Consider the following 26,860-nt stretch of genomic DNA (forward strand, 5'->3'; position numbering starts at 1 on the left):
TCCCTGACGGGACCCACTTTTACTTTTTCTGCGCTCGGGGCACCTGGTGTTCCTTCGGAACTGGAATAACGTTTGGGGAACAGAGTGCGCATCAGCACGACTATTATGGTTATTAGTTTCGTCCCTGACGGGACCTGTTGCTGCCCCCTAAATCCCCCGGAGAGGGACCCCAAAGGGTTCCGGCCCTCTGGACTCCCGGCCGAATAACGTTGGCGATGCTGACAAGCGGGTTAGCTGCTGCGAGGTCGCCTCGTTTTTCGTCCCTGACGGGACCCACTTTTACTTTTTCTGCGCTCGGGGCGCCTGGTGTCCCTTTGGGACTGGGATAACGTTTGGGGTTCAGAGGTGCATGCATGCAACTATTAAACTTTCACGTGTTCGTTACTGGAGATTGACAAGTAAACTTATCAAATTTAAACATCACTTAAAAACCGGCTCTGTCACACAACGTTATTATGGGACGCAGTCCACCAGGCGCCTTGGGAGCAAAGAAAGGAAGTGTGTCCCGCAAGGGACGAAAACGATCCAAGGTAAGCAGTGACTTCCATGCGTTTCTCTGTAGCGACAACGTTATTCATTCCGGGTGTCCAGAGGGCCGGCGGCCCTTGGGGTCCCTCCTGTGGAGGGATATAGGGAGGGATATACAAAGAAAAAAACCTACAAACAATGTTGTAGGTCCATCAATAATATATTCAAAAAAGGGGGTCGACCTTTATTATAGGTTCAACATGTTATAGGAACATTGAAAATAAGTTACATTTTCATTACAAAATTAAAAGCGTTTCCTTTCACACTTCACAACCATGCTCGGCAATCCAAAAAAAATTACCTACATGGAGATGCAAGCAATGTTGGATTAGAGAAAACATCACAACATTCCCCGCACAAGACAAGAAAGAGGCCTCACTTCAGCTACGGCCTCTCCTCTCTTGCACATCCTCAACTGCTGTGCTCGCCCTGAGTTTCTCGGCGTGGAGCCACTGCCCCGCCCATCCATTCGGCAGCGATCTCCTCCTCAAGCTCCGAGAAGATCAATGCTTCCCGGCGGTCCGCCTGAAGCAGTCTCCTGGAGGATCGTTCCATACCTTGCTCCTTACGCGACCGGTGCATGGCGGCAAACCCCTTTTCACCCATTTACTTAAAAAAGTCGTCCAGAGTCCGTAAGGCGACAGATAAAAAGATCTGTCGCCAAGTCTCAAGGAAAAACCGCAGCCGGGTTATGAATTCTCCATTCCCGCTGCATCGCCTTTTTAAGCTTATATGGTTATTAGTGTTGCCCATGCGCCCGGAATTAAGCCGTGTCCGGCCGGTTTGGAATAAATTCTCTTCCTGACTCCCTTATTGCCCGCTGTCCAATAAAAGAGTGACTGGCCCCCAATTGACCAGAGAGACATCCATCATTGCCCCAAAACGCCCCGTCTCCACATGAAGTCCACTGGACCGCAGCACCTCGTTAAAGTTTAAATACAGCGCTTCGGCCTGCTCCGGCTTGGCCGCAGCCATGAAATTGGGACGTCGGCCCTTTCGACAATCGCCGTACAGAGTGAACTGGGAAACCGATAAAATGGACCCTCCGGCATCAAGAATGGATAAATTCATTTTATCGCTGGTATCTTCAAAAATCCGCAAGCCCGCAATTTTATCAGCCATCCAGCGGACATCGTTTTCGGTATCTTCATGCGTAAGACCTACCAACAGGACAAGACCTTGCTCGATGGAGCCGACCGTCTCGCCATCGATGGTTACGGCCGCATGCTTGCTGCGCTGCACAACGACTCTCATATGTCTATAACCCTCTCCATTACCTATTGCATGATCCGATGGACCGAATACACATCCTTCACACGCTTGATCTTCTCCACAACAGACTGCAAATGTTCCAGATTACGGATCAGGATGGTCATGTGGATCATGGCCAGCTTGTTCTTGTCAGAACGTCCGGACACCGCGGAAATATTGGTTTTGCTCTCCGACACGGCCTGCAGTACTTCATTCAGCAAGCCGCGGCGGTCATGGCCGGTAATTTCAATATCCACACTATAGTTGGCCTCAATGGACTGCTCCCACTCCACTTCAATAACGCGTCCCGCTTCCTCGCCGCCTTCACCGAGTGGAATGTTCTGGCAATCCGCCCGGTGAACGGATACGCCGCGGCCCCGGGTGATATATCCGATAATATCGTCGCCGGGGATCGGATTGCAGCAGCGCGCAAATCGAACGAGCAAATTATCCAGGCCTTTGACCGTAACACCATGGGTGGGCCGCGTCTTGCGCTGCGCCGGTGCGGTCTTGACATCCTTCTTCTCATTCGTCAATTCAATTTGATTGGCTTCTTCTGCTTCTTTGCGCATTTTTTCCGTCAGCTTGGTTACAATCTGGGCAGCTGTAATGCCGCCGAAACCGATCGCGGACAGCATATCGTCGATATCGTTAAAGGTGAATTTGGCGGCAGCTTCCTGCAGCTGCGAATCGCTGAGCCATGCCGGGGGCTCCAGCCCCAGACGTTTCAGCTCGCGCTCGAGCATGTCACGACCTTTCTCCACATTCTCTTCACGGCGCTCTTTCTTGAACCACTGCTTGATTTTACTGCGGGCATGAGAGGATTGGGCGATTTTGATCCAGTCCTGACTGGGGCCGTAGGAATGCTTCGAGGTGAGAATCTCAACGATGTCACCGGTCTTCAGCTTGTAGTCAAGCGGGACGATTCGTCCGTTGACCTTGGCTCCGATCGTACGGTTGCCGACCTCCGTATGAACCCGGTAAGCGAAATCCAGCGGTACCGCACCTGCCGGCAGCTCAAAGACTTCCCCTTTTGGGGTAAATACAAAAACAAGATCGGAAAAGAAATCCATCTTCAAGGATTCGACAAATTCCGATGCGTCGCTGGCCTCATGCTGCAGCTCGATAATTTCACGGAACAGCGTCATTTTATCCTCGAAATAGCCGCCTGGCACTACGGCCCCTTCCTTGTAGGCCCAGTGGGCGGCAATCCCGAATTCGGATGTGCGGTGCATGTCCCACGTTCTGATCTGCACCTCCGTAGGCTCCCCTGTCGGTCCGATCACTGTCGTATGGAGCGACTGATACATATTGGCTTTGGGCATCGCGATATAATCCTTGAAGCGGCCAGGCATCGGCTTCCAAAGCGTATGAATAATACCGAGTGTGGCATAACAATCCTTGATATTATCCACAATAATACGAATGGCGAGCAGATCGTAGATTTCGTTGAACTGCTTGCTTCTCGTCGTCATTTTTTTATAAATGCTGTAAATATGCTTGGGCCTGCCGGATATATCGCCTTCAATATTCATTTCCTCGAGCTTCTCGGTGATTCGTCCGATGACGTCGGCGATATACTGCTCCCGCTCCGTGCGTTTCTTCTTCATCAGATTGGCAATCCGGTAATACTGCTGGGGATTCAAATAACGCAGCGCGATATCTTCCATTTCCCACTTGATGGCAGAAATACCAAGACGGTTCGCGATCGGACAGAAAATCTCAAGCGTCTCATAGGCGATACGCCGCTGCGCTTCCTCTGACTGATATTTGAGAGTGCGCATATTATGAAGCCGGTCGGCAAGTTTAATAAGAATGACACGGATATCCTGCGCCATCGCGACAAACATTTTCCGGTAATTCTCGTTCTGCTGCTCTTCCTTGGAGCGGAACTGGATCTTCTCCAGCTTGGTCAGACCGTCCACAACCGCCGCGCATGGCTCGCCAAACCGGGACCTGACCTCTTCCAACGGGACGGTCGTATCCTCGACCACATCATGAAGGAGAGCCGCTATTATCGACAATACATCCATCTGCATATTGACGAGAATTTCCGCAACTGCAACAGGATGCAGGATATAGGGCTCACCTGATTTACGAACCTGCCCGTGATGGGCCTGATCTGCAAAATCATAAGCTTCCTGAATTTTTTGCAAATCCTGTTCCTTCATATAGGTGGAAGCTATTTTGAGTAACTGCTCGATGCCCATGAAACGTCCCTTCCCGACTTCTATTTCCCCTTATTATGCCCCCTGTCAGGGCTCAGCGTCAACTATGGCAGCCATTGGCGGCACTCTTGCCCCTCTTGTGAAGCGAGCCACCGGACCTGACATAGGCCCTTCAAACACTATCAGGATGCGGCATACCTCATGCAGCCGGTCAAAGCGCGACCTTCTCCCCATTCACAAAACAAAAAGCAAGGTCAACTCTCACTGTTGATAGATGAGAAGAAAGCCTTATAAAATGATACGGAATGAACTTTATAAATTGAGAAAAAACACCGGAACATGATCATTCCGGTGTTTTTTCTTACCATCTGTTCGAAGGAATCAATAGGTCATCAATGAGAAAATATCCAGGTCGCCAAGCTTGCTGCGGCCGTCCAGATAACCAAGCTCGATCAGGAAGGCCGCTCCGATTACTTGTCCGCCAAGCTGATCGATCAGATTGAGTGTCGTTGCAATCGTTCCTCCCGTAGCAAGCAGATCATCTGCAATAAGCACTCTCTGGCCAGGCTGGATGGCGTCCTTGTGAATCGCCAGCTTGTCTTTGCCATACTCAAGATCGTAATCAGCTTCTACCACCTCACCCGGAAGCTTGCCGCTTTTACGAATCGGTACGAATCCAACGCCAAGCGCAACCGCTAGCGGCGCACCTACAATAAAGCCGCGGGCTTCCGGTCCGGCAATCAGATCAATCTGCTTGTCTGCCACCGCCTGCTTCAGGGCATCGATAACCGCGCAGTAAACAGGACCGTTGTTTATCAGTGTTGTAATATCCTTAAATCGGATGCCCGGCTGTGGAAAATCGGGAATAATCCGAATATAATCCTTAAAATTCATGAAACGCCCACTCCTTTTATTATGGATAACGGTAAAGCTTCCTCCGCCTGCTCAATAATCCAGCCGGCAAGCTCTTTGGTTTCTGCGAACAAAATCTGCTCCGTTTTCTCCCGCCGCAGCGCATCACGATATGTCGGAGAATGAGCAAGCTCTCTTTTGACAGGATCGGCGACAAGCCGGAGCTCATTGTTCTCTGTACGGATCAGCTCCAGCTCCAGAAAAACCTTCAGCATGAAAGCGGCAGACGCTTTCTTCCAGCCCATCATGACAGACAGCCGATCCGCTGCGCCATCCTCGTTGATTGGACATACGCGACGAAGGGTCTGGTACAGGTGACCGAAGTTCTTGCGGTCCGTATGGGAGAATGGCTGTACGGCTGCAGTTTCAGGTTTTTTTTGCTTGTCCTGACGCGATGCGGCAGATTTCGCTTTGCTGCCTGGCTTGTCTTCATTGCCGTTAAAGGATTCGCTGTACATGGCGTAGACCCTTTCAATCCCTTGGCAAGCCTTAATGGAGGAAGCGAGCTTATCTGCAGAAGGCGGCCTCCCCAGAATAATCAATTTGGAGCAATACCAGCTAGCTTCTGCAGCATCTTCATAAGTAACCATCCGAAGGCCATCCGGGAGAGCCGCGGATTCCGATTCCCTGACGGCCTCAAGCCATACCGGCGACGGAATCAGGACCAGGACAGATTCCAGATCGTCATCCTTGATCAGCTTGAGCAAAGCTGAGAACGAATCGCTGCCGGCTTGTCCACGGCGATCAAAAAGCTGAATATGCGGCACCCGCATATCGCCAACCATGAACTGCACCCGGCGTTCGCCATTCCATTCATTGATGGAAAGCTCGCCAACCAGTTCTAGCTCAGCGTCGTCGGAGAGCTTATCCAAGTGCTTGCCGAAGCCAAAACCGACCGCATCCAGCAGCTTCCCGTCACCGCTTAGCGACAGCTTCAAATGCTTGCTCTCCCTGCCAATGGCCCGCCGGTCCGCAAGCTTCGCGCCTTGCAGAAGCAGCTTAGGGGCCATATTGCCATTTCCAAACGGTTCAAGCTGTTCAAGCTGCTCCAGCACATCCATGGAAGCATCTTTGATTGTGCACGCCATATCAATCAAGGTTCCCGGGATCCAGTCTTCCTCCGTGAGCCATTCATCCGCCAGTTGGCACAGACGCGATTCCAGCAGCTCCAGATTGTCTGCACGCAAGCTCATGCCAGCTGCCGCCTGATGGCCGCCATAATGGTCCAGCAGCTCATCGCATCGTGTCAGCGCGGCATGCAAATCATATCCGGCAATCGACCTGGCAGAGCCCTTACACATCCTGCTTTCCTTGTCGATGCTCAGAATTAGTGTTGGCTTGTAGAATCGGTCAATCAGCTTGGACGCTACAATTCCTACAACACCGACATTCCAGCCTTCTGAAGCCAGCACGATGACAGCCGGCTCCTTCTGCCCCGCTTCAGCGGCTAAGCTGCGCTTGTCCTCCCACTGCTGCTCGGCTTCCTTCACGATGGTTTCCACGATAAGCTGCCTCTCACGGTTCAGGGTATCCAGTGTAAAAGCAGCCTCTGCCGCTGTCTCGTCATCCGAAGCGGTAAGCAGGTTCAATGCCCGATGAGCATGGTCCAGACGGCCCGCCGCGTTGATCCGCGGCGCCATTCCAAAACCAATGTCTGTAGAACTGACATCTGCAAGCTTGATGCTCGCCGCGTCCGCAAGAGCACGGAAGCCCGGCTTATCCCCTTTGCGCAGCTCCTGCAGGCCAAGACGCACCAATACCCGGTTTTCATCCGTGAGCGGCATTAAATCCGCGACGGTACCAAGCGCGACCACATCGCACCATTCTACCGGCGGTTCGCCTAGCAGCGCCTGTGCCAGCTTGAACGCCACGCCTACACCTGCCAAGCCCTTAAACGGGTAGGAACAGTCCTCCTGCTTGGGATTGATTAATGACCATGCGTCCGGCAGCACATGAGGCGGCTCGTGGTGGTCCGTCACAATAACATCGATCCCCAGCGAATTGGCGTGATTGATTTGTTCAACGGCGCTGATTCCAGTATCCACTGTCACAATCAGCTTAACCCCCGCTTCAGCGGCAAGATCAATCGCTTTTGCATTCAGCCCATACCCCTCCAGGGTACGGTGCGGTATGTAAGAGTCGAACTTCAGTCCCATTCTGCGGAACAAAAAGGTCATCAGCGCAGTGGAGGAAACTCCATCCGCGTCATAGTCGCCAAATATTCGGATAAACTCATTTCGTTCCTCCGCCTGCCTGATGCGCTTAACGGCTTGTTCCATCCCCTTCAGCAGAAATGGATCATGCAGGCCCTCTAAACCGCCATAAAGAAACTGACGCGCGGCATCAACACCAGCTAAACCCCTTTGAACAAGCAGTCTTGCGACCAATGGCGATAAGGATAATTCACGGGCCAATATGGCGGCGCGTTCCTCTCCTTCATCGTCAATCTTTGCGACAGTCCAACGTGTTTTGGATCTGATCAGAATGCCACCTCCTTTCACCGGGACTGAAAAAATTGCTATAAGCTCAAAAAAAACGCTGCTGCTACTGCAACAGCGTCGGCATATGGTCCTGGTTCGGATCGTGATTGGATTTGTATGGATAACCCGGGTCATAGGGCTCAACATGTACTGATACATCCGTAACATGACTGAACCGCTTCATCAAGAAGTATTTGACCCGCTTGGCAATCTCGTTGCCTTCTAAAACCGAGATGCGCGGATTAACGCTAATTACGATGTCCCCGACAACATAATGCCCATGCTCCCGGACACGAAGCTCCTCAACTGCAATTACACCTTCAATCCGCTGAATCGCGGCTTTGAATTCATTCAGATCCGCAGGCTCGATCTCACTTGAATGGCTTTTCAATACGGATGCTGAAGCTACACGGTAACCGCTGGAGAACACAATCACCACAATAATAAGTGATGACGCGGGGTCAAAATAATAGAGCACCGGCAGATCGAGCGGCTTGCCGAGAGCTGCCGCCCCTGTTCCCACGAGAGCAGCCAATGAAGCATAAAAATCAGTGCGGCGTTCTTTAATCGGGAAGAACAGCTCCTTTATGACAAAAGCAAGCACGACTGTTGTAACGGCAGGCCAGCCCGGCCCCTTGTCCACCCCGTCGGCGATTGATTTGATGGCGGATATACCGATTTCCAATCCGACAATCATCAGTAATATCGAAGCCATCACACCGGATGCTGCCTCGGTTTTTCCTTGCAGGGCCGGTACCGGAGCATCGGGTGCGCCAAGCCTCCTGCTGCGCCTGATACCGGTAAGAGAGACAAATGATGAAGCAGCGTCGGAGGCGGAGCGGCATGCATCGGCAAGCAATGCTTTACTGCCTGTTTGCGCACCGATTCCACCTTTCACCGCCGCGATGCAGACATTACCGAGAAGTCCGGTCCATGCCGCTGATTCCGCCTTAGCGTAACGTTGATTCGCTGTCATGGAGGCCTCCTAAGCCATCATAATAATTGAATCCTTATAATCTTATGAAGCGGCTGGCGTTTTTACCGCTGTTTTTGGTTTTTGTTTCTTCTTCAGCACCAGCCAGAGCGGGCTTGCGATAAAGATCGAAGAATATGCTCCACTGACAAGTCCAATGAGAATGGCCAGTGAGAACAGTTTGATGGCTTCACTGCCGAATATCAACAAACAAATTGCAGCAACCGCAACAGTCAATACCGTATTAATGGAACGCGTGAACGTCTGCCCTACGCTGGCATTAACCAGCTCGTCCAGATCGGACGGCTTCTTGATCTTGGCAAAACGTAAATTCTCGCGCACACGGTCAAATATGACGATCGTATCGTTAATGGAGTAACCGATAATGGTCAATACCGCAACGATGAACGGCAAATTCACTTCCAGCTGCAGAATCGAGAACACACTGATTACGATGAAGGCGTCATGCATCAGGGCGACAATCGCCGCGAGCGCAAAGCGCCATTCAAAACGGATGCTTACATAGATCACGATACCCAAACTTGCAACGAGCATCGCAATTAATGCATTGCGTTCCAGTTCTTTGGCAATTTCAACATCAACCGTATTCACCTCGGCGGATGCATCCTTGTCAAAATTCGCAGCAAAGCCATCTTTAAGCGTTCTTTCCTTGGCGTCGTCAAGAACGGTGTCAAAGCGCATGGTTACACGGCTTGCTCCAACGGTTATGGCCGGTTGACCCAGGCCGTTATCCGCAAGGAACTTCTCGATGGCTTCCTTTTGTCCACTCATATCCTTCTTGACGGCGATATCGACACTGGAGCCTGCACGAAAATCAACCCCGTAATTCATTCCAAAAATGCCGAGCATAGCGATTCCCAATATCGTGATGGCAATCGAAAAGATAAAGAAGTAACGGGATCTTTTTACAAAATCGAACTTGATGTTCGAATCATGACCAAATTTATTAAAGCGCACGGATATCCTCCTCCTTGACTCCGAAATATCCCGGTTTTTTCACCAAGTTACTGCGAATAAGCAGGGAAAGGAGAAAGCGGGAGATGAACACGTTGGACAGTATACTCACAATAATGGTCAGGATGAGAATGATCGCAAAGCCTTTGACAGCGCCTGTCCCAAGGAAATAAAGCACGATCCCTGCAATTCCTGTCGTTACGTGCGCATCAATAATGGTCCGGAAAGAGTTTTTGGAACCGGCCTTATGTGAGGACATGATGCTCTTGCCGCTGCGCATTTCCTCCTTGATCCGTTCCGCCATAATAATGTTGGCGTCGACCGCCATCCCGATTCCCAATATAAAGGCGGCAATACCAGGCAGTGTAAGCGTCGCATTAATCAAGTTGAAGCACAGGAGCAAAAGCCAGATGAACACCACGATCGACACACTGGCAATAATTCCCGGCAGACGGTAAAAAATCATCATAAACAGCAGGATAAGCACCGTTCCGAGCGCACCGGCAAACAATGTTTCCTGCAAGGAAAGTTTGCCCAAGGTCGCCCCTACGCTCTGGGTATATTTCTCCGTCAATTTAAGCGGAAGTGCGCCAAGGTTGATTGTATTCTTCAGATCGGTTGCTTCCTCACGGGTGTAATCACCGGTTATAACAGCTTCATCGCTGTTGATTTCCTGTGCGACGTTAGGCGCTGATAGCTCTGTATCATCCAAATAAATGGCCAATTGATTTTTTGGAGAAAGCTTCGCAATTTCTCTGGTTATCTCAGCAAATTTGCTTTTATCCTTCATCTTTATGGATATCTCATACTGGTTCAAATTGGTTTGGCGGATATCCGCCCCATTTTGTTTGAACTCGTTCCCTTGAAGCTCCACCCTGCAATAGCCTGCGTCGTCAGCACAGCCGCGGGCACTGCGGAAAGTAAGCTCAGCCGGTTTCTTGAGAATATCACGTACTTTATTCTCATCGGTGACTCCTGCAATCTTGACGCGAATCCGGTTTGAACCTTCTGTTGTTACGTCAGGCTCCGCAACCCCCGTTGCGTTTGCACGCTGTTCGAGACTTTTGGCTGTCTCGGTCAAGGACTCTTTGGTAACCTTTCCACCTGCTTCAATCGGTTGTGCCTCGTACAGAATTTCGAATCCACCCTTCAGATCAAGACCCAGCCTGACCTTGTCAATGATCATAGGGCTAGTTGCTGCTACGACGCCGACGGATACGACGACGATGAGCACAAATGCTAGCAAACGACGGTTCATAATACCCTTAGTTCCCCCTTAAATTCTCATGTCAATATTCCTATTATAACGATGGTGCAAAAACGAGTCAAAAAAAAAGAGCCCCTCTTTTAAAAATGGGTTCCTTTATAGGCGCTGATAGTCATAAAGTTCATGAATTTCGTTACCTTGAGCGACAAAATGTCATTTACCACCTGGTGCATCATCGGTTCTCCGGTCTTGGCGTATTTCTCACTGACACATTCCCATATATCCTTGCCTGAAACATATTCGTAGCCCACAAGCCTGAACTCTTCCGCTTTGCTCTGACACAGCGATTCAATCGAGCTCACCCATTCTTCACTTGTCATCGGCTTATCGTCATCAGTCAATAAAAGATTATTATCCGTTGTCAAGGGAACAACTCCTTTCGCACTTCCTGCTTTCTTTCTCTGCTGCTCCTTATATTCGCCGCCTAGCCCCTGGATTCCTGCCGCAGGTTCAAAATTGACTGCATGGAAACGGACATGCCTCGCATAAACATGAAGACAGGACAGGTTAGCGTCTGCATGCTGTCATTCACTTAAGCACGTCCATTAATCGTGGAGGAAAGAGGGAACGACCGTGACCAAGCAAACGTTTATCAAAGGGGCTCTTATCCTGCTGGCTGCCGGAGTCGTGAATCGCATACTTGCGTTCATTCCCCGTATTGCGCTGCCGCGAATCATCGGAGCGGAGGGCGTGGGTCTATACCAGCTCGGTTACCCTTTCCTGATCGTGCTTCTTACCCTTATAACAGGCGGGATTCCCCTGGCAATCGCCAAATGGATTGCCGAGGCCGAGTCACAAGGCGATCATAGACGCGTAAAACAAATTTTCCGGACGGCAATGGGACTGGTGGTTTCTCTGTCCTGCGTGCTGACAGTCTCCTTTATTCTGCTTACCCCATGGATGGTCAAGCATTTGATGACGGACCAGCGCGTTTATCAGACCTTTCTCATGATGACCCCCCTCCTTCTCATAATCGGGATTTCTTCCGTGTACAGGGGCTATTTTCAAGGCAAACAAAATATGATTCCAACCGCGATTTCCACGACCGTCGAAACGATTTTCCGTATTGTTTTTGTACTTCTGTTTGCAAGCTGGCTGCTTCCTTACGGTCTGGCATGGGCGGCGGCAGGGGCCATGATCGGCGTCGTCGCTGGTGAAATCATGGGATTGGCGGTACTAGTCTGGCAATATGTCCGGGACAAGCGCCGGCAATCCTCCGTCCCGCAGCATGAAGCAGCAGACAGTCTGGAAGCAGCCTGTAAGCCCGGCCAGCCAATAATGGGCAGCGATAGTCAAAAACCAATCCTGAGGCGCCTCATCAATCTGTCCGTCCCCGTGACGGCAAGCAGAATGATCGGCTCCTTCTCCTACCTGCTCGAATCCATTTTTACCGCTCGTGCGCTCGCAGCTGCGGGCATCGCAACCGGCATTGCAACTGCCCAGTATGGCGCCCTGCAGGGAATGATCATCCCTATCCTGCTTCTGCCGACTGCGCTTACTTACTCGCTGGCTGTTTCTCTGATTCCCTCGCTTTCTGAAGCAGCAGCCAAAGGAGATTGGACGACAATCCATAAGCGGCTTCACCAATCGATGCGGCTGGCCCTGGTCACTGGCGCCCCCTTCGTCGTGGTGATGGCCCTGTTCGCCGAACCGATCTGCCGGCTGCTGTACAATCATGCGGAAATTGCCCCCATGCTCAAGTGGATGGCGCCAATCGGTCTCTTTATCTACATGCAGGCTCCGCTTCAGGCTGCGCTCCAGGCGCTGGAGAAGCCAGGTACTGCTCTTATGAATACATTCATTGGCGCAGTGGTCAAGCTTCTTCTCATTATCAAATTAGCTTCTGACCCTGAGCTGGGCATATATGGCGCTCTGATCGCCATCAATATCAATATCGTGCTGGTCACTCTGCTTCATGCATTCAGCGTTATGCGTTTTATCAAATTCCGGATGAATATGATGGACTTTCTGAAGGTTGGCGCGGCAATGGTTGTCATGGGGGCCGTCTCCCTCTGGATGATGAATCAACAAACGCTGCCAGCATTATGGCAAAACATGACCGCAGCCTGCCTCCTGGGCGGTTTGGTATATTTGATTCTAATGGTTAAGCTTCGCATTATTGACCGGTACGATGCCGCCCGGCTCCCCCTGATCGGAAGGTGGTTCCGTTAAATAATATCTAAATCCTAAAGAGGAATGGGCAGAAAAAAGGATCGCTCCTTCTCATCCGGGGAGAGAAAGAACGGTCCTTATTTGCGGCCGTCATCGATATACAGCTTGCCATTGTGGTCAATGGTGCAGAGAAATATTTTCTTCATATCATACACGCCATTCTGGCGCAATTGATTATTAAGCCAGAAACGGTCTTTGCCCATACGCTCCAAATTATCGGTTTGCAGCTTGCCGTCCATGATCAAGGCAACAGGCAGGGATTCGAATCTGAAATTCTTGGGAAAAGGCTTCGGCGGCATTGATTTTTTGGCCCATTCAGAATCTTGCCGGTTGTTGCCATCTGATTCATCCGGCTGCGGATTCTCTTTCTCGATGACGGATAATTTGCCGCTTGGTTCAAGAAGCGCGAATTCAACATCGGCAACAGAAGATATCTGATTTTCCCGAAGCTGCAGCATGAGATCATCGAGATTGTATCGCTGCTTTTTCATGGCCTCGCGATCCAGCTTGCCTCCCTGAATAACGACCGAGGGCTTACCGTCGAACCATGTGCGAAGCGTGTGGCTTTTCAGGGTGATTAACGCAATTCCAATCTGGATTATGACCAGTACGGCCATCGGAAGCAAGCCTTCCATCATCGGTCTTGACGTGTCTTCAATAACAATGACAGCAATTTCCGCGATCATGACAGAGATCACAAGGTCAAAGACTGACAACCGGCCGATCTCTCTTTTCCCCATGAAACGCAAGGTCAGAAAGACCACAAAATAAATCAAAACGGTACGGAGCGCAAGAATCCAGAGGTCCATCAGATCACGTCCTCCCAAAGTTCTAAGGAGTATTGTCACCTTCCATGTGCGGGGTCATACGTCCAAAAGGGTTGGTTATATTCATCTCCTGCCCCAAATTCTGCCCCATGGAATCTTCTTTGCCACAATTGGAATATTACCGCTCGACTTGTACTATTCTTGTCAGCTTGACCATATGTTTAGTAACGAAAAGTTTTAACCTGTCCTTCCGGAGCATAAAAAGATTCTCTGGCAGCATGTCATCCGTGGAAGGAAAGCATCGCTATAATTCTTAAGGAGGCTGCACGGAATGAATCCAATGAAAAATGTTCCTAATGTGCATATGAAATCGCCCATGCTATCGGGACTTCTGTACGCGGGGATCTGGCTGGCTGCCGGAGCCCTGCTGCTGTCGGCATTGTTAAGATGGGGCAGCATGCAGGAAAGCGAGCTGCCTTCCTACAGTATGATCGTCCATGGCTGCGCAGCCCTCGCCGGCGGCTTCGTATCAGGCCGGAGATCCGGTCGCCGCGGCTGGTATTCAGGCGGGATGCTGGGTCTTTTCTATGCGGTGCTGGTGCTGTTTATCAGCTTCATGGCTTCCAATACGGGAGTCAGCGGACGAACCTTGATCATGCTACTGGAAACGCTTCTGTGCGGCATGGTCGGCGGAATGGTAGGCGTAAATGCCAAACGCTCCTGAGCGAATACATTCAATTCGTGAACAGTTTTTGAACATGCAGTCTCCCCCTTAAAATATGCTATACTGAATCGCAGCCATAGAAACCGGTTTTTTAGGGGGAACGTAACTACGATGATTCTGTTCAACAATATGACAACCGTTGCCATCTACACCACGATTGTGGTTGTCATTTTATTGGGGTATGGTTCTTTGAGCAACCCGCTTCGCATCGGCGGATTATTTCTGAAAGAGCTGGCGACGAACCGCAAATACCTGCTTCATTTTGCAGCAATGATGCTCATTTTATTTTTCAATAAATATGAGCTTTCTATCGAACAAAATATGACAAACACTCATGATTTCGCTACTTTTTTTCAATCAATCGAAGGTCATTTTGTGGGCAACCTGCAGCATTTCTTTAAAAATGATATTTTGACGACTGTACTGGCGATGATGTATGTCGTTGTATTTCAAGCGCTGCTCATCACTTCAATCGGTCTTTATACGTATCAGCAAAAAACCCGGCGCATGTTCTACGCGTTATGCTACGCGATCATGCTGAACTATCTTGTAGCTATCCCGTTTTATTTATATTTCCCTGTCAATGAGGTTTGGGCGCATGATCCAACTGTGCAGTTTTTGATGCTTGACGCTTTTCCACACTTTGAGACGGAATACCGGGCTTTATCCGGAATAAATAATTGCTTTCCAAGCCTGCACACCTCCATATCCGTAACGCTTGCCATTCTGGCTATACGCTCAGGCAACAAACGCTGGGCCTGGTTCTGCAGCATCAGCGCGGTTGTCGTGATCTTTGCGATTTTCTACCTGGGTATACACTGGCTCATCGATATGTGCGGAGGTTTGCTACTCGGCCTTGCGGCCTCGACGCTCGGCATGAAGTTCAGCGCGTTCAAAGATCCATCCAAAAATCGCAAAAGTAGACCCGATGCATCGCCAGCACCTGGATCCGCAAATGTCAGTTTCGTTCGTGAGGAATGAAACTGAACTGATTTCCTGCACATTTTTCACCGCACGCCCGGCTCTTGCAGCCGGAGCGTGTTTTTTGTTTTGACTTCCAGAAATTCCTGAAGAAACTGTACTTCCCCTACTTCAGTCCCCGTTTCAACTCGGCTAAATGGCGGTATTTATTTCTATGATGCTCTCCTGCATCGAACAAAAGAACTATTCGATCCAGAAGCTTTGGGTCACAACAACCAAGCAATTCATCAACTACGCACAATGGGAGGTGCTCTCATGATAGAGCACATAATTGAATGGAACCGCCATTTTCAGGCCAAAAAATGGGCAAAACAAAATACCTCCTTCATCTCGAGCTGGCATGCTTATGTTGGCTATACCGCCCAGCTGTTTGACCGGTTCTCTCAGGGTGGCACCATTGCCCATATTGCCGAACGCTATGGGCTGGATCCTCTGCTGCTTCAGCAGTGGGCTGATGTGGGGATTGAAGTCGGGCATTTGCATAAAACCGGGGATATCTATATGACAAGCTCCATCATGCGGCAGTATGCTTCAAGCGAAAGCAACGAATCGATAGGACACTGGCTGGAGGAAATGATGGAGATCCACATTCCGACGCTGCTGCGCTTCCCGGACCTGTTGACAGCCTCTTCTAACGGCACACATACATATTCCAAATCATTATCGACTTCTTTTTCCTCTCTGCTGGAGACGCTCGCCTACCCAAAAATCTTGCAATGGGTGCGCAGGCAGGGAGCCAAAACCATTCTGGACATCGGCTGCGGCCGTGCCACCTATCTGAAAAAACTGGCTAAAAGGGACAGAAGACTTAAATTAATCAGGATCGAGCAAAATCGTTCTTTAATTGGCAAGTCCTTAAAAGGAACAAGACGTCAGTACCATGGCAGAATTGAACTGGTGCAGGGAGATTTTCGCAGCTGGAAGGGTCCCAAAGAGCCGGTAGATCTGGTCATGCTGAATAACGTTCTGCATCAGGTCAAACCCCGGGATCGCAAATGGATGCTTGAGAAGGTAAGCGGATTTCTGGCTGGAGACGGCTCGGTATCCATCATCACTCCGCTTCATACAGCCTCCAGCGGTAAAATATTTTCAGATGCCTTCAACAGTCTCACGCCTGCCCAGCAGAAACCGTTTCCGATACCGACCCGGGAAGAGCTCACGGATTTGGCTCATGTCAGCGGACTTAACATCGTCTCGCAAATTCCCATTCATCCGGAAAGCCATTGGTATTTTATCACTCTGGAATCCTAGGATCTTCCCACGCCCACTGGAATATATTCATTTGAATCTCTTAATTCCAATTGAAAAGGCCGGCAGCTGATAGAGGCAAGAAACCTCTTCAGATGCCGGCCTTTTATTGACAAGAAGGCTGTTTATTTATGTAGCTGATTCTTCTTTCTTATCAAGTGAGACTGGTGCGCTTGCGGTTACAATGTTATTCACCGCACTGCGGTCGAAGGTAATTTTTGTCGCGTCATTTACACGCAATACCACGATATCATCACTAAGTTCCAAGACCGTTCCGTGCATGCCGCCAATCGTGACGATTTTATCGCCTTTCTTTAATTGGCTCAGCATGTTGCTGCGTTGTTTGGATTTGCGCTGCTGCGGACGGATAAGGAGAAAATAAAAAACCGCAAACATCAGTACAAATGGCAGAATAGATGTTAATCCTGTCATTTTCTTTCACCCCTTTCCTTAAAATCCTTTGGTGTTCTCAAACAGACCGTATTGAGCAAAGAAGGTCTCCCGGAAATCGAGCAGCCGGTCTTCCATAATTGCTTGGCGAACGTCCCTCATGAGCTGCAGTAGAAAATGCAAATTGTGGATCGTCGTAAGCCGGATACCGAACGTTTCCTCCGCCTTGATAAGATGGCGTATGTATGCGCGGGAATAATTCTTACAGGTGTAGCAGGAACATTCCGGATCCAGCGGCCCAAAATCCTCGGCATACTTGGCATTTCGTATAACAAGTCTTCCACTGCTTGTCATCGTTGTACCATTACGCGCAATACGGGTCGGCAGAACGCAATCGAACATATCAATTCCGCGGATCGCACCGTCAATGAGAGCATCCGGTGATCCTACTCCCATCAAATAACGGGGTTTCCCGGCTGGAAGCAGCGGAACCGTACATTCAAGCACGTTATACATCATATCCTTCGGTTCTCCAACGCTAAGCCCACCAATAGCATACCCCGGGAAATCCATGGAAGTCAACTCGGTCGCGCTTTGGCGGCGCAAATCTTCAAACATGCCGCCCTGAACAATAGCGAAAAGACCCTGGTCCTGAGGTCTTGCATGGGACTCCAGGCAACGCTCCGCCCAGCGGGTGGTCCGTTCCAGCGATTTCTTCACATAATCATATTCGGCTGGATAAGGAGCACACTCGTCGAAAGCCATCATAATATCGGAGCCCAGTGCATTTTGGATTTCCATCGCTTTCTCCGGAGAGAGAAACAGCTTGTCCCCGTTCAGATGGGAGCGAAACTCCACACCCTCTTCCTTGATTTTACGCATGTTGCTCAAACTAAATACCTGAAATCCGCCGCTGTCTGTCAAAATAGGCCGGTCCCAGTTCATAAACTTATGCAATCCGCCGGCTTTCCTGACAATTTCATGTCCTGGGCGAATAAACAAGTGATAGGTATTGCTCAGTATAATATGAGCATCCATCTGCTTCAGTTCTTCAGGACTCATCGTCTTGACCGTTGCCTGAGTCCCAACCGGCATAAATGCCGGTGTCTCAATGACTCCATGGGGAGTGTGCACCCTTCCGAGCCTGGCTCCGGACTGCTTGCAGGTTTTAATCAATTCGTAAGTAATCGCCAATTTGCTCTCGTCCATTCCTAGTAGATAAACATCGCATCGCCAAAACTGAAAAAGCGATATTCTCGATCAATTGCTTCCTGATATGCTCTCATCACCGCCTCGCGCCCTGCGAGCGCACTGACCAGCATGACAAGCGTTGACTTCGGCAGGTGAAAATTGGTCAGCAGCGCGTTGACAAGCTTGAACGCATAGCCGGGATAAATGAAAATATCCGTCCATCCGCTGCTCTCGCGTATCGGTTCTCCCTCAAAGCGGCTGGCCACCGTTTCCAGCGTTCGCGCCGAGGTAGTCCCCACCGCTATTATCCGGCTGCCGCGCTCGCGCGCCGCCTGCAGCACAGCAGCTGTCTCCCGGCTTAATTCATAATATTCCGAATGCATCGTATGCTCTTCGATTCGTTCCACTGACATAGGCCGAAATGTGCCCAGTCCGACATGAAGAGTTATATAGGCAATGTGAACGCCTTTTGCCGTTATCTGCTCCAACAGCGATTGCGTAAAATGCAGCCCTGCCGTAGGAGCGGCGGCTGAGCCTTCATGCTTCGCGTACACGGTCTGATACCGCTCACGGTCATCCAGCCGTTCCTTGATGTACGGCGGCAGCGGCATCTCGCCAAGGCGGTCGAGCAGCTCGTTAAAGATGCCCGTGTAATGAAATTCAACTATCCTGGCTCCCATGTCGCCTTCGCCAATAATGGTAGCCTTCAAAAGAGGCTGGCCCTGGCTGTCTTCGCCAAAAATCAGCTCTGCGCCAACTTTTAACCGTTTGCCCGGCTTGGCCAAGGTCTCCCATCGGTCTCCGGCCAGTTGTTTCAACAAAAGCAGCTCGGCTTTGGCTCCTGTATCCGCCTTGATCCCCATGAGTCTGGCCGGCATTACTCTCGTATCATTAAGTATAATGGTGTCTCCGGGGACCAGCATCGTCAGCAGGTCTACAAAACGGTGATGGCCGATAATGCCTGTCCCGGCAGAGAGGCTCAGCAGCCTGGAAGCGGTACGATCCGCTAACGGTGTCTGGGCAATAAGCGATTCCGGCAGTTCAAAATCAAAATCATCTACATTCATCTGTTATTTCTCATTCCTTCATGATCGTTACATCTTTAAAGTAGTATTGCAAAATATATTTGTAGTCATACCCTGATCCCGCAAGTCCCAAAGCTCCATATTGCGATAGACCCACGCCATGCCCGTTTCCGTGCCCGACAAACCGGAACGCCGGTTCCGTAGTTGCCGCTCTCACCGTACCATCACCGCTCAGAACGAATATATTGCCGCTCAACTCCTTTGTTTGGGAGCTGCCCGAGGCGATAAGCATGCCGCCTTCCGCCGGCCTCTCGCTGACCCCGCCACTGGCGCCTGCAATCGTTAAGCGCGCGGTTTGGTCAATGGTAAACAACGTGCTCGGCAGCCCTCCAAAAGCGGTACGGTAGGAGTCTGGTGTTTTCACATCCAGCTTCTGACCATTGACCAGAATCTCGGTTGGACGTCCGGATGGACCTTTCTGGCTCACTTCGAACGTCTTTACCGCTCCGCTCACCGCGGTTGGAACCTTGCCCTTCATGAGCGCCAACAGCGCGTCGGAAGTATAGGGTCCCCTGATCCACGACATCTGGTTGGACTCAGCCACGGTCTCAATGACCGTAACCAAAGTACCTTTGGATACCTGAGCCACGGGTGCAGCCTTCTCATCCACCAACGGGGCGGGTCTGACCTGAACGGAGTCGGCATTCACCCGCATCAGCGGCTGGCCCGCTGCATTCTTCTCCCCCGTCTCTTCCAGCAGATCCTCGCGGATATAACCAACCACTCCTGTCGGAAGGACGGCGCGCTGCCAATGCTTGAGTCCCTTCTCGGAGGATTCATCCGGGCTCGTTACCGTCTTCAGGTAGCCGACATCATTGCCCCAGATCTCCATGGAATCAGCTGTTTGTCCGCCTGCGCTGGAAGAGAACAAAGCTTCGATTACGCTCCCGTTATACGTAAGAACCTCACCTTTGGTTGCATCCACTGCGGCAATTGTTGTGGGCTTCTCCGAACCAATCCCACCGTAAGCCTGGCTTAGCGTCGTATCCACAACATGCGCAACCTGAAATTTAAAGCCTTGGAACAAGGCATAGGTGCGGGCAGCCACCGCTTGCGATTTGAGTGCTTCGGCAGGCCAGGAGGCCGGCATTTCCGCTCCTACAACAGCGTACAGATATTGTTCAAAGGGCAGTTCATTAATAACGGTCAGCTTATTGTTGACTCCGCTCAGCTCAATTTGCCCCCGGTAGCTGCGGTTATATCGTTCTGTCAGTTTAATTCCGCTGGAGGCTGATGTGGACAACCACAACTTCGATTCGGCCATCGGGACAGAATACAGCATCTGAGGCGCGGCGGCCGCTTCCGAGATGGTATGATCATTGCGGATAATGACATAAGCGGCAGCGGGATCGGTTGCGGTCAGCGGCAAGCCGTTATCCGCTGCGGCAGCCTGCGCTTTGATATTGTCCAATGCGGCCGAATCAGCAGCAGCACCGACAATGACAGTGTAGGAACCCGCTGCGCCTCCAACAGATTTGATTGCTGCGAACGCGTCAATACCCGCTGCTCCGAACGATTTCGCCGCAGCCGCAGCTTCTTCCCGGGTGTTAAACGAGCCTGCCTCAGCATGCAGAGGGCCGGTGATATCCGGCTTGGCTTGTCCCCCCAGAGCAGCGATTGTGCCGTCCTTCTGCCATTTCTCACTGGCGGTGCGCGCTGCTGCTGCTGCTGTGTATGTACCTTCAAGAACCTGATATGCTGTTCCGTTGTTTTTGAATATGGAAGTCAGCAGCGGTGTTCCGCCTATTGCTTTCAACCGTTTGGCGGCACTGAGCGCCGTCTGGAAGTCGCCGGTCTCAAGCACCTTCGGCTTATAGTCGTCCAGAGTAAAGCGGATCGACTCTCCAGCGGATGATTGAAACAATGGCGTAACAGCGGAAGGCTGCCGCAAGCCCACCTGGATCGGGGCTGCGGAGGAGACTGTGGCCGTCGCCGTATTCAGCGTATATTTGCCCGGAACATCCAGGAACAGCCCCACCCGGATGGTATCCAGTGACGTAACCGCTCCCTGAGCAGGCTGTGCAGCAGCAACCAGCAGAAATACAAGTGCTGAAAGCATTGCAGTAGCGGCCCAGTTGTAGCTTGCTTTGGGACTTTTTGATCCCGCAGCCTTCTTATCAGAGCCTGCACGCATGACATTCATATGCCGTTCATCCCCCTTATGCTTTATTCACGCCTCGGCAGGGTGCACGACCCATTCGTACAGCCATCGTCTGCTTTGCCAAACCAGTCATAACGTCTTGCAGCAATATATCTGTACAAGTAATCAGCCATTCCCCGCATACCCGGTATACGGTAGAGAAGAGCCACCCACTTCAAATTACGGACAGTACGCAGAATACGAACTATACCATCTGCTCCTGCATAAACAGCCCCGCCCTGATCAATGACATGAAGCCTGGAGAGTAGTTGTTCGCGGGGGAATGATTGAATGCTTGCAATCTCCTCCTCACTCTCTTCGAGGGATTGGATGGAGATAAACCTCAAATCCGCCGAGGAGCGCAGCTCCTTCATTCGCCGCACACTGGTCAAGCACAAATTGCATACACCGTCATACAAAACGATAAGCCTCTCGCCTTCATTGTCCTTCACGCGCTTCCCCATCCGAGAAGACCGCCTCCTTTGTTCCTTCAGCCAAACTACCCCTTATACTCCATATCAAAGGGTCATTGCAGGCATACGAACGAACCCATGCTTATGGCTGCCGCTAACTCTCCTCATCACCTGTAAAACGCTGCGGCACAGGCAGACCAAGGTGAAGATAAGCGAGCGGTGTGACGATGCGGCCGCGCGGAGAACGTTGGAGAAATCCGATTTGCATCAAATAAGGCTCGTATACATCCTCTATCGTCTGACTCTCCTCGCCGATTGTAGCGGCAATGGTGTCAAGACCCACCGGACCGCCGCGATAGTTGGAAATCATGGCACGGAGCATTTTGTGATCGATTTGATCAAGACCCAGCGCATCAACCTGGATCAGACCAAGTGCGGATTGCGCCAATTCATGGGTGACAATCCCGTCCCCGCGCACCTGGGCAAAATCGCGCACCCGCTTGAGCAGCCTGTTGGCAATCCGCGGCGTCCCCCGCGAGCGCGTCGCAATCTCCCCGGCCGCCTCGCCAATCACACTCACTCCCAATATTTCCGCAGCGCGGTTGACGATGTAAGCAAGCTCATCAACATTGTAGAATTCCAGTCGGCTGGTCACTCCGAACCGGTCCCGCAGAGGAGCAGAGAGCAATCCTGCCCTTGTGGTAGCGCCAATAAGAGTAAAAGGCGGCAGCTCCAGCCGGACTGAGCGGGCGCTCGGTCCCTTGCCGATCATAATATCCAGTGCAAAGTCCTCCATCGCCGGGTACAGCACCTCCTCCACACTCCGGTGGAGACGGTGGATCTCGTCGATAAACAGCACATCGCCTTCCTGCAAATTCGTAAGCAATGCGGCAAGATCGCCGGGACGCTCGATCGCAGGGCCGCTCGTCGTCCGCAAATTTACTCCAAGCTCATTGGCGATAATATTGGAGAGCGTGGTCTTGCCAAGCCCTGGGGGACCATACAAAAGCACATGATCAAGTGCTTCCTTGCGCAGTTTCGCGGCTTCGATAAACACTTTCAAATTTTCCTTGACCTGCGTTTGGCCAATATATTCAGCCAGGTAACGGGGACGCAAACTAAGCTCCACCGCCTGGTCTTCCATCATGAGGTTAGCGGAAATTATCCGATCATCCATTCACGCCTGCCTCCTTCCCCTCAACCTTTAAACAACTGCTGCAGCGCTCTTTTCATAAGCGCGTCCACTGTCTCGTCCGGAACTGCCGTATTTTGCAGCAAGGTCCAGGCCCTGTCAAGCTCAGCCGCCGTATAGCCCAACGCGCCAAGAGCTTCACGTGCTTCCTGCCAAACCTTACCGCCTTCACCTGCGCCAGCTGGAGCAAAGTCCTCTTCAAGCGACCAGCCTCCGTTAACGCCGAATCCAGGAGATACGGAAGCAAGCTTATCCTTCAAGTCCAGAATCATCCTCTGCGCCGTCTTCTTTCCGATTCCCGGCAGCTTCATCAGAAATGCTACATTCTCCTGCTGGATGGCGGCGATAATTGTCTCCGGACGTCCTCCCGCGAGGATTCCCAGTGCCACGCGCGGCCCTATCCCGGAAACCTCCAGGAGCCTGCGAAACATCGCCTGCTCCTCGCGGCTTTGAAACCCGAACAGCAGTATAGCATCCTCTCTGACATGATGATGGGTATAAACCGTTACACTCTCATCTCCTGCCGCAAACGCGTATGGATTGGGCGTATAGACACGGTATCCGATATCCCGGACATCAATAACCACATATTCAGCATCCAGATGGACAACGCGGCCTCTCACAAAATCGATCATCGGCGCGTCACCTCGTTAATTTTGGCGGTAAGTACAGAAGAGTGGGCATGGCAAATTCCGATAGCCAGCGCATCAGCAACATCATCCGGCTTCGGGATTGCGCTGAGCTTCAGCAGCATCTTGACCATCTCCTGCACCTGGCGCTTCTCCGCCTTCCCGTAACCCACTACCGCCTGCTTCACCTGCAGCGGTGTATATTCGGAAACCGGCAGACCCCGCTGCGCGGCAGCCAGTATGATAACGCCGCGCGCCTGGCCAACCGCAAAGGCTGTTGTCACATTCCGGTTGAAGAAAAGCTTCTCGACCGCTACAGTATCCGGCTTATATTTGTCAAGGAGCGAGCAAGTCGACTCATACACCTGCAGTAACCGCTCTTCCTGGGGAGTATGTGCCTTGGTTTCAATGCAGCCATACTGGACGGGAACAAGTTTATGTCCTATTTTATCGATGAATCCGAATCCTACAATGGCGATTCCCGGATCGATTCCTAATACACGCAAGGCCTAATCTCTCCTCATGCCAGTCAATTGGCCTTTTTTGCCTACCTCCCATTATAACAAATGATAAGCGGAATGAGAACACGCGTTTTGTCTTTCGCCGGAATCTCATATGCACACAAAAAAGGACATGCGGCAACCCACGCACGTCCTGCTTCATCTCTAGTTCAATAAGTGGACTTCATGACCTTCTCGCTTTCGTCCAGTGCATAGTCGCTGAATGTGGACAACACGCTGTTGTATCCGTCCAGATCGCTTATCCGTATACCGTTCAATAATTCATCCATTCGCTCCTTGGGCAGACTGCTCTCCATGTAGTTAACATCAAGCTGAAAAAAGGTCCGCATGACTTTCTCTTTTTTCGGCGGCCCATCGAATAATGTGAGGTTGCCATCCTTGTCTATTCCAATATAGGCATGGCTTTTGCAAGCTTCTGACAAGTCATCCATGCGCTGCTCCATCACAACCGTACTGTTTTTACCTATAACCGCCGTCCATTCCGGATGTTGTTTAAGCATCCCAAGAACTGCTCGGGCATCCGCTGTTCCAAGTGAAGACGTCTCCTCACCGCATATATACGTCCGATGCAGCCAAACCTTCACCTGCCCCTGATGCTCAGCCAGAAGCTTGATGACACTGCTGCTGGCAGCAGGAGGGGATTCACTCTCTCCATGCGTCTCCGGCAGCATTCGGGAGACATCGACCCTGGCTATGTTCATGGAGCCGCTGCTATCCTGAAGGCTAGCAGCATAAACGTCTTCGGATAGTGCCGATATACTAACCAGGACGAGCATAGAGCCAAGCGTCCACAAGGAGCGGCGGCGGCGGCGGATTCTCTTCTTCAACTGCTTCCACAGGCTGAATTCCATCATGGAGGAACTCCCCTTTTAACTTTTCTGCTAGTATTCCTCCATTGTTCAGGAAATATGCGCCTTGGAATATTGTGAAACAAAAGTCCTGATAGAATGAAAGAAGACGGACCGGACATGACATTTTTCACTTCGGAAGCAGTTAGTAAAAGACTCTCCCCTGTCCAACGAGGACCGGAGAGAGCCATATATTTAAAATTCAATTATCGGTTAATCCACGGGTAGGAGCCGCGGTTTTTCTGTCTTTGCTGGGTCTGTGCCTTACGGGATACCCGGACTGCTGGCTTGGCAGCGGGCTTGCGGATCTTCGCCACCTTGGCCGGCTGGCTTTGCTCGACGCTCTCATTTATTTCAGCCTGCTCCTCCTCATCGCGGTCATGGCATCCGCAGTTGCAGGGCTTTTTGCCGGAACCGGTGGTCTGCTGGGCCGCAACCTGGCCATTTCCGACATAATTATAGCTCGGATAAGGTGATTCCGCCTGGCTTAGCGTTGCAGACGGGTAACCTCCATATGGCCCCATCATCGCCGGAGACACGGCCGTCTGATCATAATACCCGTAGCCGCCTCCTTGCGGCATCATCATTGCCGGAGACACGGCTGTTTGATCATACTGCCCGTAGCCGCCTCCTTGCGGCATCATCATCGCCGGAGACACGGCTGTTTGATCATACTGCCCGTAGCCGCCTCCTTGCGGCATCATCATTGCCGGAGATACGGCCGTTTGATCATATTGCCCGTAGCCGCCTCCTTGCGGCATCATCATTGCCGGAGACACAGCCGTTTGATCATACTGCCCGTAGCCGCCTCCTTGCGGCATCATCATTGCCGGAGACACGGCTGTTTGATCATACTGCCCGTAGCCTCCTCCTTGCGGCATCATCATTGCCGGAGACACGGCCGTTTGATCATACTGCCCGTAGCCTCCTCCTTGCGGCATCATCATTGCCGGAGATACCATTTCGTTCTCCATCCCGTAACCGCCCATCGGTCCGTAGGGCATTGGTGCCGGTGCTCCCCAAGGCAGCGTTGATGAGCCCATCACCTGCCCGGGCGGACACCAATTAGCCGGCCCCATTTCAGCGGGACTCACAGCGGTCGGCATTGAATAACCATAGCCTCCGGACATTGCCGGAGAAGTCATCGGGTAGCCGTATCCATGAGTTTGCATTGCCGGCGAGACATTCTCCGGCATATTAGGCATATCATACAATGACATTACCTCGGTAGCCGGCACTCCGTATTGTTGAAACAAATCGATATGCTTCTCGTATTCGACATGGATCGGGTACGTTTTCGGCTTCTCCATCACTGGCACAACAGGCATTGGAGCAGGAGCAGGCGCAGGCTCTGGAAGGGGCATGGGAACCGGTGTCGGGACAGGAGTTGGAACAGGCATCGTGCTCGGCTTTTGCCCAGTCGGCTTTTTGCCGATGAAGGGTGCCGTGGACATCTTTCCCATCAAACCCTGTACGCCTTGCATCACCGAAGATGGATGAAGCGGATGATGGCCTGCATCCTCATGATGCTGATCGTGCATATGCGGCATTTGACCCGGAGTGCTGGTCTTGGGAATGTTGACAATCTCACCCGTCAGCAGAACGTTCGGGTTTTTGAGCTGAGGATTGGCTTTAATCATATCGCTCAGCGGAACGCCCCAGGCTTTGGACAGCTTCCAAAGTGTATCCCCTTGTTTAACCTCATGCTGATGCATGATTTCCATGTCTTCCGGCTTCGATGCCGGGATTTTAATCTTCATTCCCACATCAATCATATCTACGTTTGTTATGGATGGATTAAGCTCAACAATGTCTTCCAAAGACACGCCATACTTTTGAGCGATCATATATAATGAATCGCCTTTTTTCACAATATGAATTTTCACTTGCCACTTACCTCCTGTCACGGTCTGTAGTTTATGGGCAGCGGCGAACGCCCATCCACCAATCCCTACATCCTATGCGAGAGATAGGCGGCTGCCACACTCTTTAGCAAAAAAAAATT

Annotated in this window: 24 protein-coding genes; 4 read left to right on the forward strand and 20 right to left on the reverse strand. The window is 51.3% G+C overall.

Going from position 1 to position 26,860, the window contains the following annotated elements; translation table 11 throughout:
• Positions 1–939: 939 nt before the first annotated feature.
• The 9 genes from AC0YOA_RS30795 to AC0YOA_RS30835 form a co-directional block, all read right to left on the reverse strand.
• Positions 940–1,110, reverse strand: a complete 171-nt coding sequence (locus AC0YOA_RS30795; protein ID WP_475789878.1) for a hypothetical protein — start codon at positions 1,108–1,110, stop codon at positions 940–942.
• A gap of 228 nt (positions 1,111–1,338) precedes the next feature.
• On the reverse strand, positions 1,339–1,782 hold the full coding sequence (gene dtd / locus AC0YOA_RS30800; RefSeq protein WP_475789879.1) for a D-aminoacyl-tRNA deacylase: 444 nt from the start codon (positions 1,780–1,782) through the stop codon (positions 1,339–1,341).
• A gap of 23 nt (positions 1,783–1,805) precedes the next feature.
• Positions 1,806–3,989 carry a RelA/SpoT family protein gene (locus AC0YOA_RS30805; RefSeq protein WP_475765283.1) on the reverse strand — a complete coding sequence of 728 codons (2,184 nt, stop codon included), beginning with the start codon at positions 3,987–3,989 and terminating at the stop codon, positions 1,806–1,808.
• 339 nt (positions 3,990–4,328) lie between these two features.
• Complete coding sequence (locus AC0YOA_RS30810) at positions 4,329–4,841, reverse strand: adenine phosphoribosyltransferase (RefSeq protein ID WP_210045682.1); 513 nt, start codon at positions 4,839–4,841, stop codon at positions 4,329–4,331.
• Positions 4,838–7,273 (reverse strand): single-stranded-DNA-specific exonuclease RecJ, encoded by a 2,436-nt coding sequence (gene recJ, locus AC0YOA_RS30815; RefSeq protein WP_475789880.1) that lies wholly within the window; start codon positions 7,271–7,273, stop codon positions 4,838–4,840. Before recJ ends, AC0YOA_RS30810 begins: the two co-directional genes overlap by 4 nt.
• A 130-nt stretch (positions 7,274–7,403) precedes the next feature.
• Positions 7,404–8,315: a cation diffusion facilitator family transporter gene (locus AC0YOA_RS30820; RefSeq protein WP_475765279.1), complete on the reverse strand. Its 912-nt coding sequence runs from the start codon at positions 8,313–8,315 to the stop codon at positions 7,404–7,406.
• A gap of 42 nt (positions 8,316–8,357) precedes the next feature.
• Positions 8,358–9,290, reverse strand: a complete 933-nt coding sequence (secF, locus tag AC0YOA_RS30825) for a protein translocase subunit SecF (protein ID WP_379113733.1) — start codon at positions 9,288–9,290, stop codon at positions 8,358–8,360.
• Entirely contained in the window at positions 9,280–10,545 is a 1,266-nt protein-coding gene (secD, locus tag AC0YOA_RS30830) for a protein translocase subunit SecD (RefSeq protein WP_475789881.1), read from the reverse strand. The genes secF and secD overlap by 11 nt, the downstream gene beginning before the upstream one ends.
• A gap of 89 nt (positions 10,546–10,634) precedes the next feature.
• Positions 10,635–10,874 carry a post-transcriptional regulator gene (locus AC0YOA_RS30835; RefSeq protein ID WP_210045737.1) on the reverse strand — a complete coding sequence of 80 codons (240 nt, stop codon included), beginning with the start codon at positions 10,872–10,874 and terminating at the stop codon, positions 10,635–10,637.
• Between the two features lie 253 nt (positions 10,875–11,127).
• Here AC0YOA_RS30835 and spoVB point away from each other — a divergent pair, with 253 nt between their 5' ends.
• Positions 11,128–12,726: a stage V sporulation protein B gene (gene spoVB / locus AC0YOA_RS30840; RefSeq protein ID WP_475789882.1), complete on the forward strand. Its 1,599-nt coding sequence runs from the start codon at positions 11,128–11,130 to the stop codon at positions 12,724–12,726.
• A 77-nt stretch (positions 12,727–12,803) separates the two neighbouring features.
• Here the strand turns inward: spoVB and AC0YOA_RS30845 are convergent, their stop codons facing one another.
• Positions 12,804–13,535, reverse strand: coding sequence for a YetF domain-containing protein (locus tag AC0YOA_RS30845; RefSeq protein ID WP_475789883.1), 732 nt, complete (start codon positions 13,533–13,535; stop codon positions 12,804–12,806).
• A 289-nt stretch (positions 13,536–13,824) separates the two neighbouring features.
• Here AC0YOA_RS30845 and AC0YOA_RS30850 point away from each other — a divergent pair, with 289 nt between their 5' ends.
• The 3 genes from AC0YOA_RS30850 (at position 13,825) to AC0YOA_RS30860 (ending at position 16,449) form a co-directional block, all read left to right on the forward strand.
• Positions 13,825–14,217, forward strand: a complete 393-nt coding sequence (locus AC0YOA_RS30850) for a TIGR04086 family membrane protein (RefSeq protein ID WP_210045677.1) — start codon at positions 13,825–13,827, stop codon at positions 14,215–14,217.
• A gap of 111 nt (positions 14,218–14,328) precedes the next feature.
• Positions 14,329–15,198: a phosphatase PAP2 family protein gene (locus AC0YOA_RS30855; RefSeq protein WP_475789884.1), complete on the forward strand. Its 870-nt coding sequence runs from the start codon at positions 14,329–14,331 to the stop codon at positions 15,196–15,198.
• 255 nt (positions 15,199–15,453) lie between these two features.
• Positions 15,454–16,449 carry a class I SAM-dependent methyltransferase gene (locus tag AC0YOA_RS30860; protein ID WP_475789885.1) on the forward strand — a complete coding sequence of 332 codons (996 nt, stop codon included), beginning with the start codon at positions 15,454–15,456 and terminating at the stop codon, positions 16,447–16,449.
• 126 nt (positions 16,450–16,575) lie between these two features.
• On the opposite strand, the gene yajC is transcribed toward AC0YOA_RS30860, so the two are convergent.
• The 10 genes from yajC to AC0YOA_RS30910 form a co-directional block, all read right to left on the reverse strand.
• Complete coding sequence (gene yajC / locus AC0YOA_RS30865) at positions 16,576–16,878, reverse strand: preprotein translocase subunit YajC (RefSeq protein ID WP_210045674.1); 303 nt, start codon at positions 16,876–16,878, stop codon at positions 16,576–16,578.
• A gap of 18 nt (positions 16,879–16,896) precedes the next feature.
• Positions 16,897–18,030 carry a tRNA guanosine(34) transglycosylase Tgt gene (tgt, locus tag AC0YOA_RS30870; RefSeq protein WP_475789886.1) on the reverse strand — a complete coding sequence of 378 codons (1,134 nt, stop codon included), beginning with the start codon at positions 18,028–18,030 and terminating at the stop codon, positions 16,897–16,899.
• A gap of 17 nt (positions 18,031–18,047) precedes the next feature.
• The gene (gene queA / locus AC0YOA_RS30875; RefSeq protein WP_475789887.1) at positions 18,048–19,094 is read right to left on the reverse strand and encodes a tRNA preQ1(34) S-adenosylmethionine ribosyltransferase-isomerase QueA; all 1,047 of its coding nucleotides are present in this window, start codon (positions 19,092–19,094) and stop codon (positions 18,048–18,050) included.
• Between the two features lie 10 nt (positions 19,095–19,104).
• Complete coding sequence (locus AC0YOA_RS30880; protein ID WP_475789888.1) at positions 19,105–21,255, reverse strand: SpoIID/LytB domain-containing protein; 2,151 nt, start codon at positions 21,253–21,255, stop codon at positions 19,105–19,107.
• Between the two features lie 23 nt (positions 21,256–21,278).
• Positions 21,279–21,716: a thiol-disulfide oxidoreductase DCC family protein gene (locus AC0YOA_RS30885; protein ID WP_475789889.1), complete on the reverse strand. Its 438-nt coding sequence runs from the start codon at positions 21,714–21,716 to the stop codon at positions 21,279–21,281.
• Between the two features lie 103 nt (positions 21,717–21,819).
• On the reverse strand, positions 21,820–22,842 hold the full coding sequence (gene ruvB, locus AC0YOA_RS30890) for a Holliday junction branch migration DNA helicase RuvB (RefSeq protein WP_210045670.1): 1,023 nt from the start codon (positions 22,840–22,842) through the stop codon (positions 21,820–21,822).
• A 20-nt stretch (positions 22,843–22,862) separates the two neighbouring features.
• The gene (gene ruvA / locus AC0YOA_RS30895) at positions 22,863–23,492 is read right to left on the reverse strand and encodes a Holliday junction branch migration protein RuvA (protein ID WP_475789890.1); all 630 of its coding nucleotides are present in this window, start codon (positions 23,490–23,492) and stop codon (positions 22,863–22,865) included.
• Positions 23,489–23,992: a crossover junction endodeoxyribonuclease RuvC gene (gene ruvC, locus AC0YOA_RS30900; RefSeq protein WP_210045668.1), complete on the reverse strand. Its 504-nt coding sequence runs from the start codon at positions 23,990–23,992 to the stop codon at positions 23,489–23,491. Before ruvC ends, ruvA begins: the two co-directional genes overlap by 4 nt.
• A 164-nt stretch (positions 23,993–24,156) precedes the next feature.
• The gene (locus tag AC0YOA_RS30905) at positions 24,157–24,861 is read right to left on the reverse strand and encodes a BofC C-terminal domain-containing protein (protein ID WP_475789891.1); all 705 of its coding nucleotides are present in this window, start codon (positions 24,859–24,861) and stop codon (positions 24,157–24,159) included.
• A 200-nt stretch (positions 24,862–25,061) separates the two neighbouring features.
• On the reverse strand, positions 25,062–26,741 hold the full coding sequence (locus AC0YOA_RS30910; protein ID WP_475789892.1) for a LysM peptidoglycan-binding domain-containing protein: 1,680 nt from the start codon (positions 26,739–26,741) through the stop codon (positions 25,062–25,064).
• Positions 26,742–26,860 lie beyond the last annotated feature (119 nt).

It is taken from the genome of Paenibacillus sp. JT22N12 (genome assembly GCF_056269365.1).

Excerpts from the sequence above, each read along its gene's own strand:
- AC0YOA_RS30795 (WP_475789878.1), bottom strand. The coding sequence starts at position 1,110 with ATGCACCGGTCGCGTAAGGAGCAAGGTATGGAACGATCCTCCAGGAGA.
- dtd (WP_475789879.1), bottom strand. The coding sequence starts at position 1,782 with ATGAGAGTCGTTGTGCAGCGCAGCAAGCATGCGGCCGTAACCATCGAT.
- AC0YOA_RS30805 (WP_475765283.1), bottom strand. The coding sequence starts at position 3,989 with ATGGGCATCGAGCAGTTACTCAAAATAGCTTCCACCTATATGAAGGAA.
- AC0YOA_RS30810 (WP_210045682.1), bottom strand. The coding sequence starts at position 4,841 with ATGAATTTTAAGGATTATATTCGGATTATTCCCGATTTTCCACAGCCG.
- AC0YOA_RS30820 (WP_475765279.1), bottom strand. The coding sequence starts at position 8,315 with ATGACAGCGAATCAACGTTACGCTAAGGCGGAATCAGCGGCATGGACC.
- secD (WP_475789881.1), bottom strand. The coding sequence starts at position 10,545 with ATGAACCGTCGTTTGCTAGCATTTGTGCTCATCGTCGTCGTATCCGTC.
- AC0YOA_RS30835 (WP_210045737.1), bottom strand. The coding sequence starts at position 10,874 with ATGACAAGTGAAGAATGGGTGAGCTCGATTGAATCGCTGTGTCAGAGC.
- AC0YOA_RS30845 (WP_475789883.1), bottom strand. The coding sequence starts at position 13,535 with ATGGACCTCTGGATTCTTGCGCTCCGTACCGTTTTGATTTATTTTGTG.
- AC0YOA_RS30850 (WP_210045677.1), top strand. The coding sequence starts at position 13,825 with ATGAATCCAATGAAAAATGTTCCTAATGTGCATATGAAATCGCCCATG.
- AC0YOA_RS30855 (WP_475789884.1), top strand. The coding sequence starts at position 14,329 with ATGATTCTGTTCAACAATATGACAACCGTTGCCATCTACACCACGATT.
- AC0YOA_RS30860 (WP_475789885.1), top strand. The coding sequence starts at position 15,454 with ATGATAGAGCACATAATTGAATGGAACCGCCATTTTCAGGCCAAAAAA.
- yajC (WP_210045674.1), bottom strand. The coding sequence starts at position 16,878 with ATGACAGGATTAACATCTATTCTGCCATTTGTACTGATGTTTGCGGTT.
- queA (WP_475789887.1), bottom strand. The coding sequence starts at position 19,094 with ATGAATGTAGATGATTTTGATTTTGAACTGCCGGAATCGCTTATTGCC.
- AC0YOA_RS30880 (WP_475789888.1), bottom strand. The coding sequence starts at position 21,255 with ATGAATGTCATGCGTGCAGGCTCTGATAAGAAGGCTGCGGGATCAAAA.
- AC0YOA_RS30885 (WP_475789889.1), bottom strand. The coding sequence starts at position 21,716 with ATGGGGAAGCGCGTGAAGGACAATGAAGGCGAGAGGCTTATCGTTTTG.
- ruvB (WP_210045670.1), bottom strand. The coding sequence starts at position 22,842 with ATGGATGATCGGATAATTTCCGCTAACCTCATGATGGAAGACCAGGCG.
- ruvA (WP_475789890.1), bottom strand. The coding sequence starts at position 23,492 with ATGATCGATTTTGTGAGAGGCCGCGTTGTCCATCTGGATGCTGAATAT.
- AC0YOA_RS30905 (WP_475789891.1), bottom strand. The coding sequence starts at position 24,861 with ATGATGGAATTCAGCCTGTGGAAGCAGTTGAAGAAGAGAATCCGCCGC.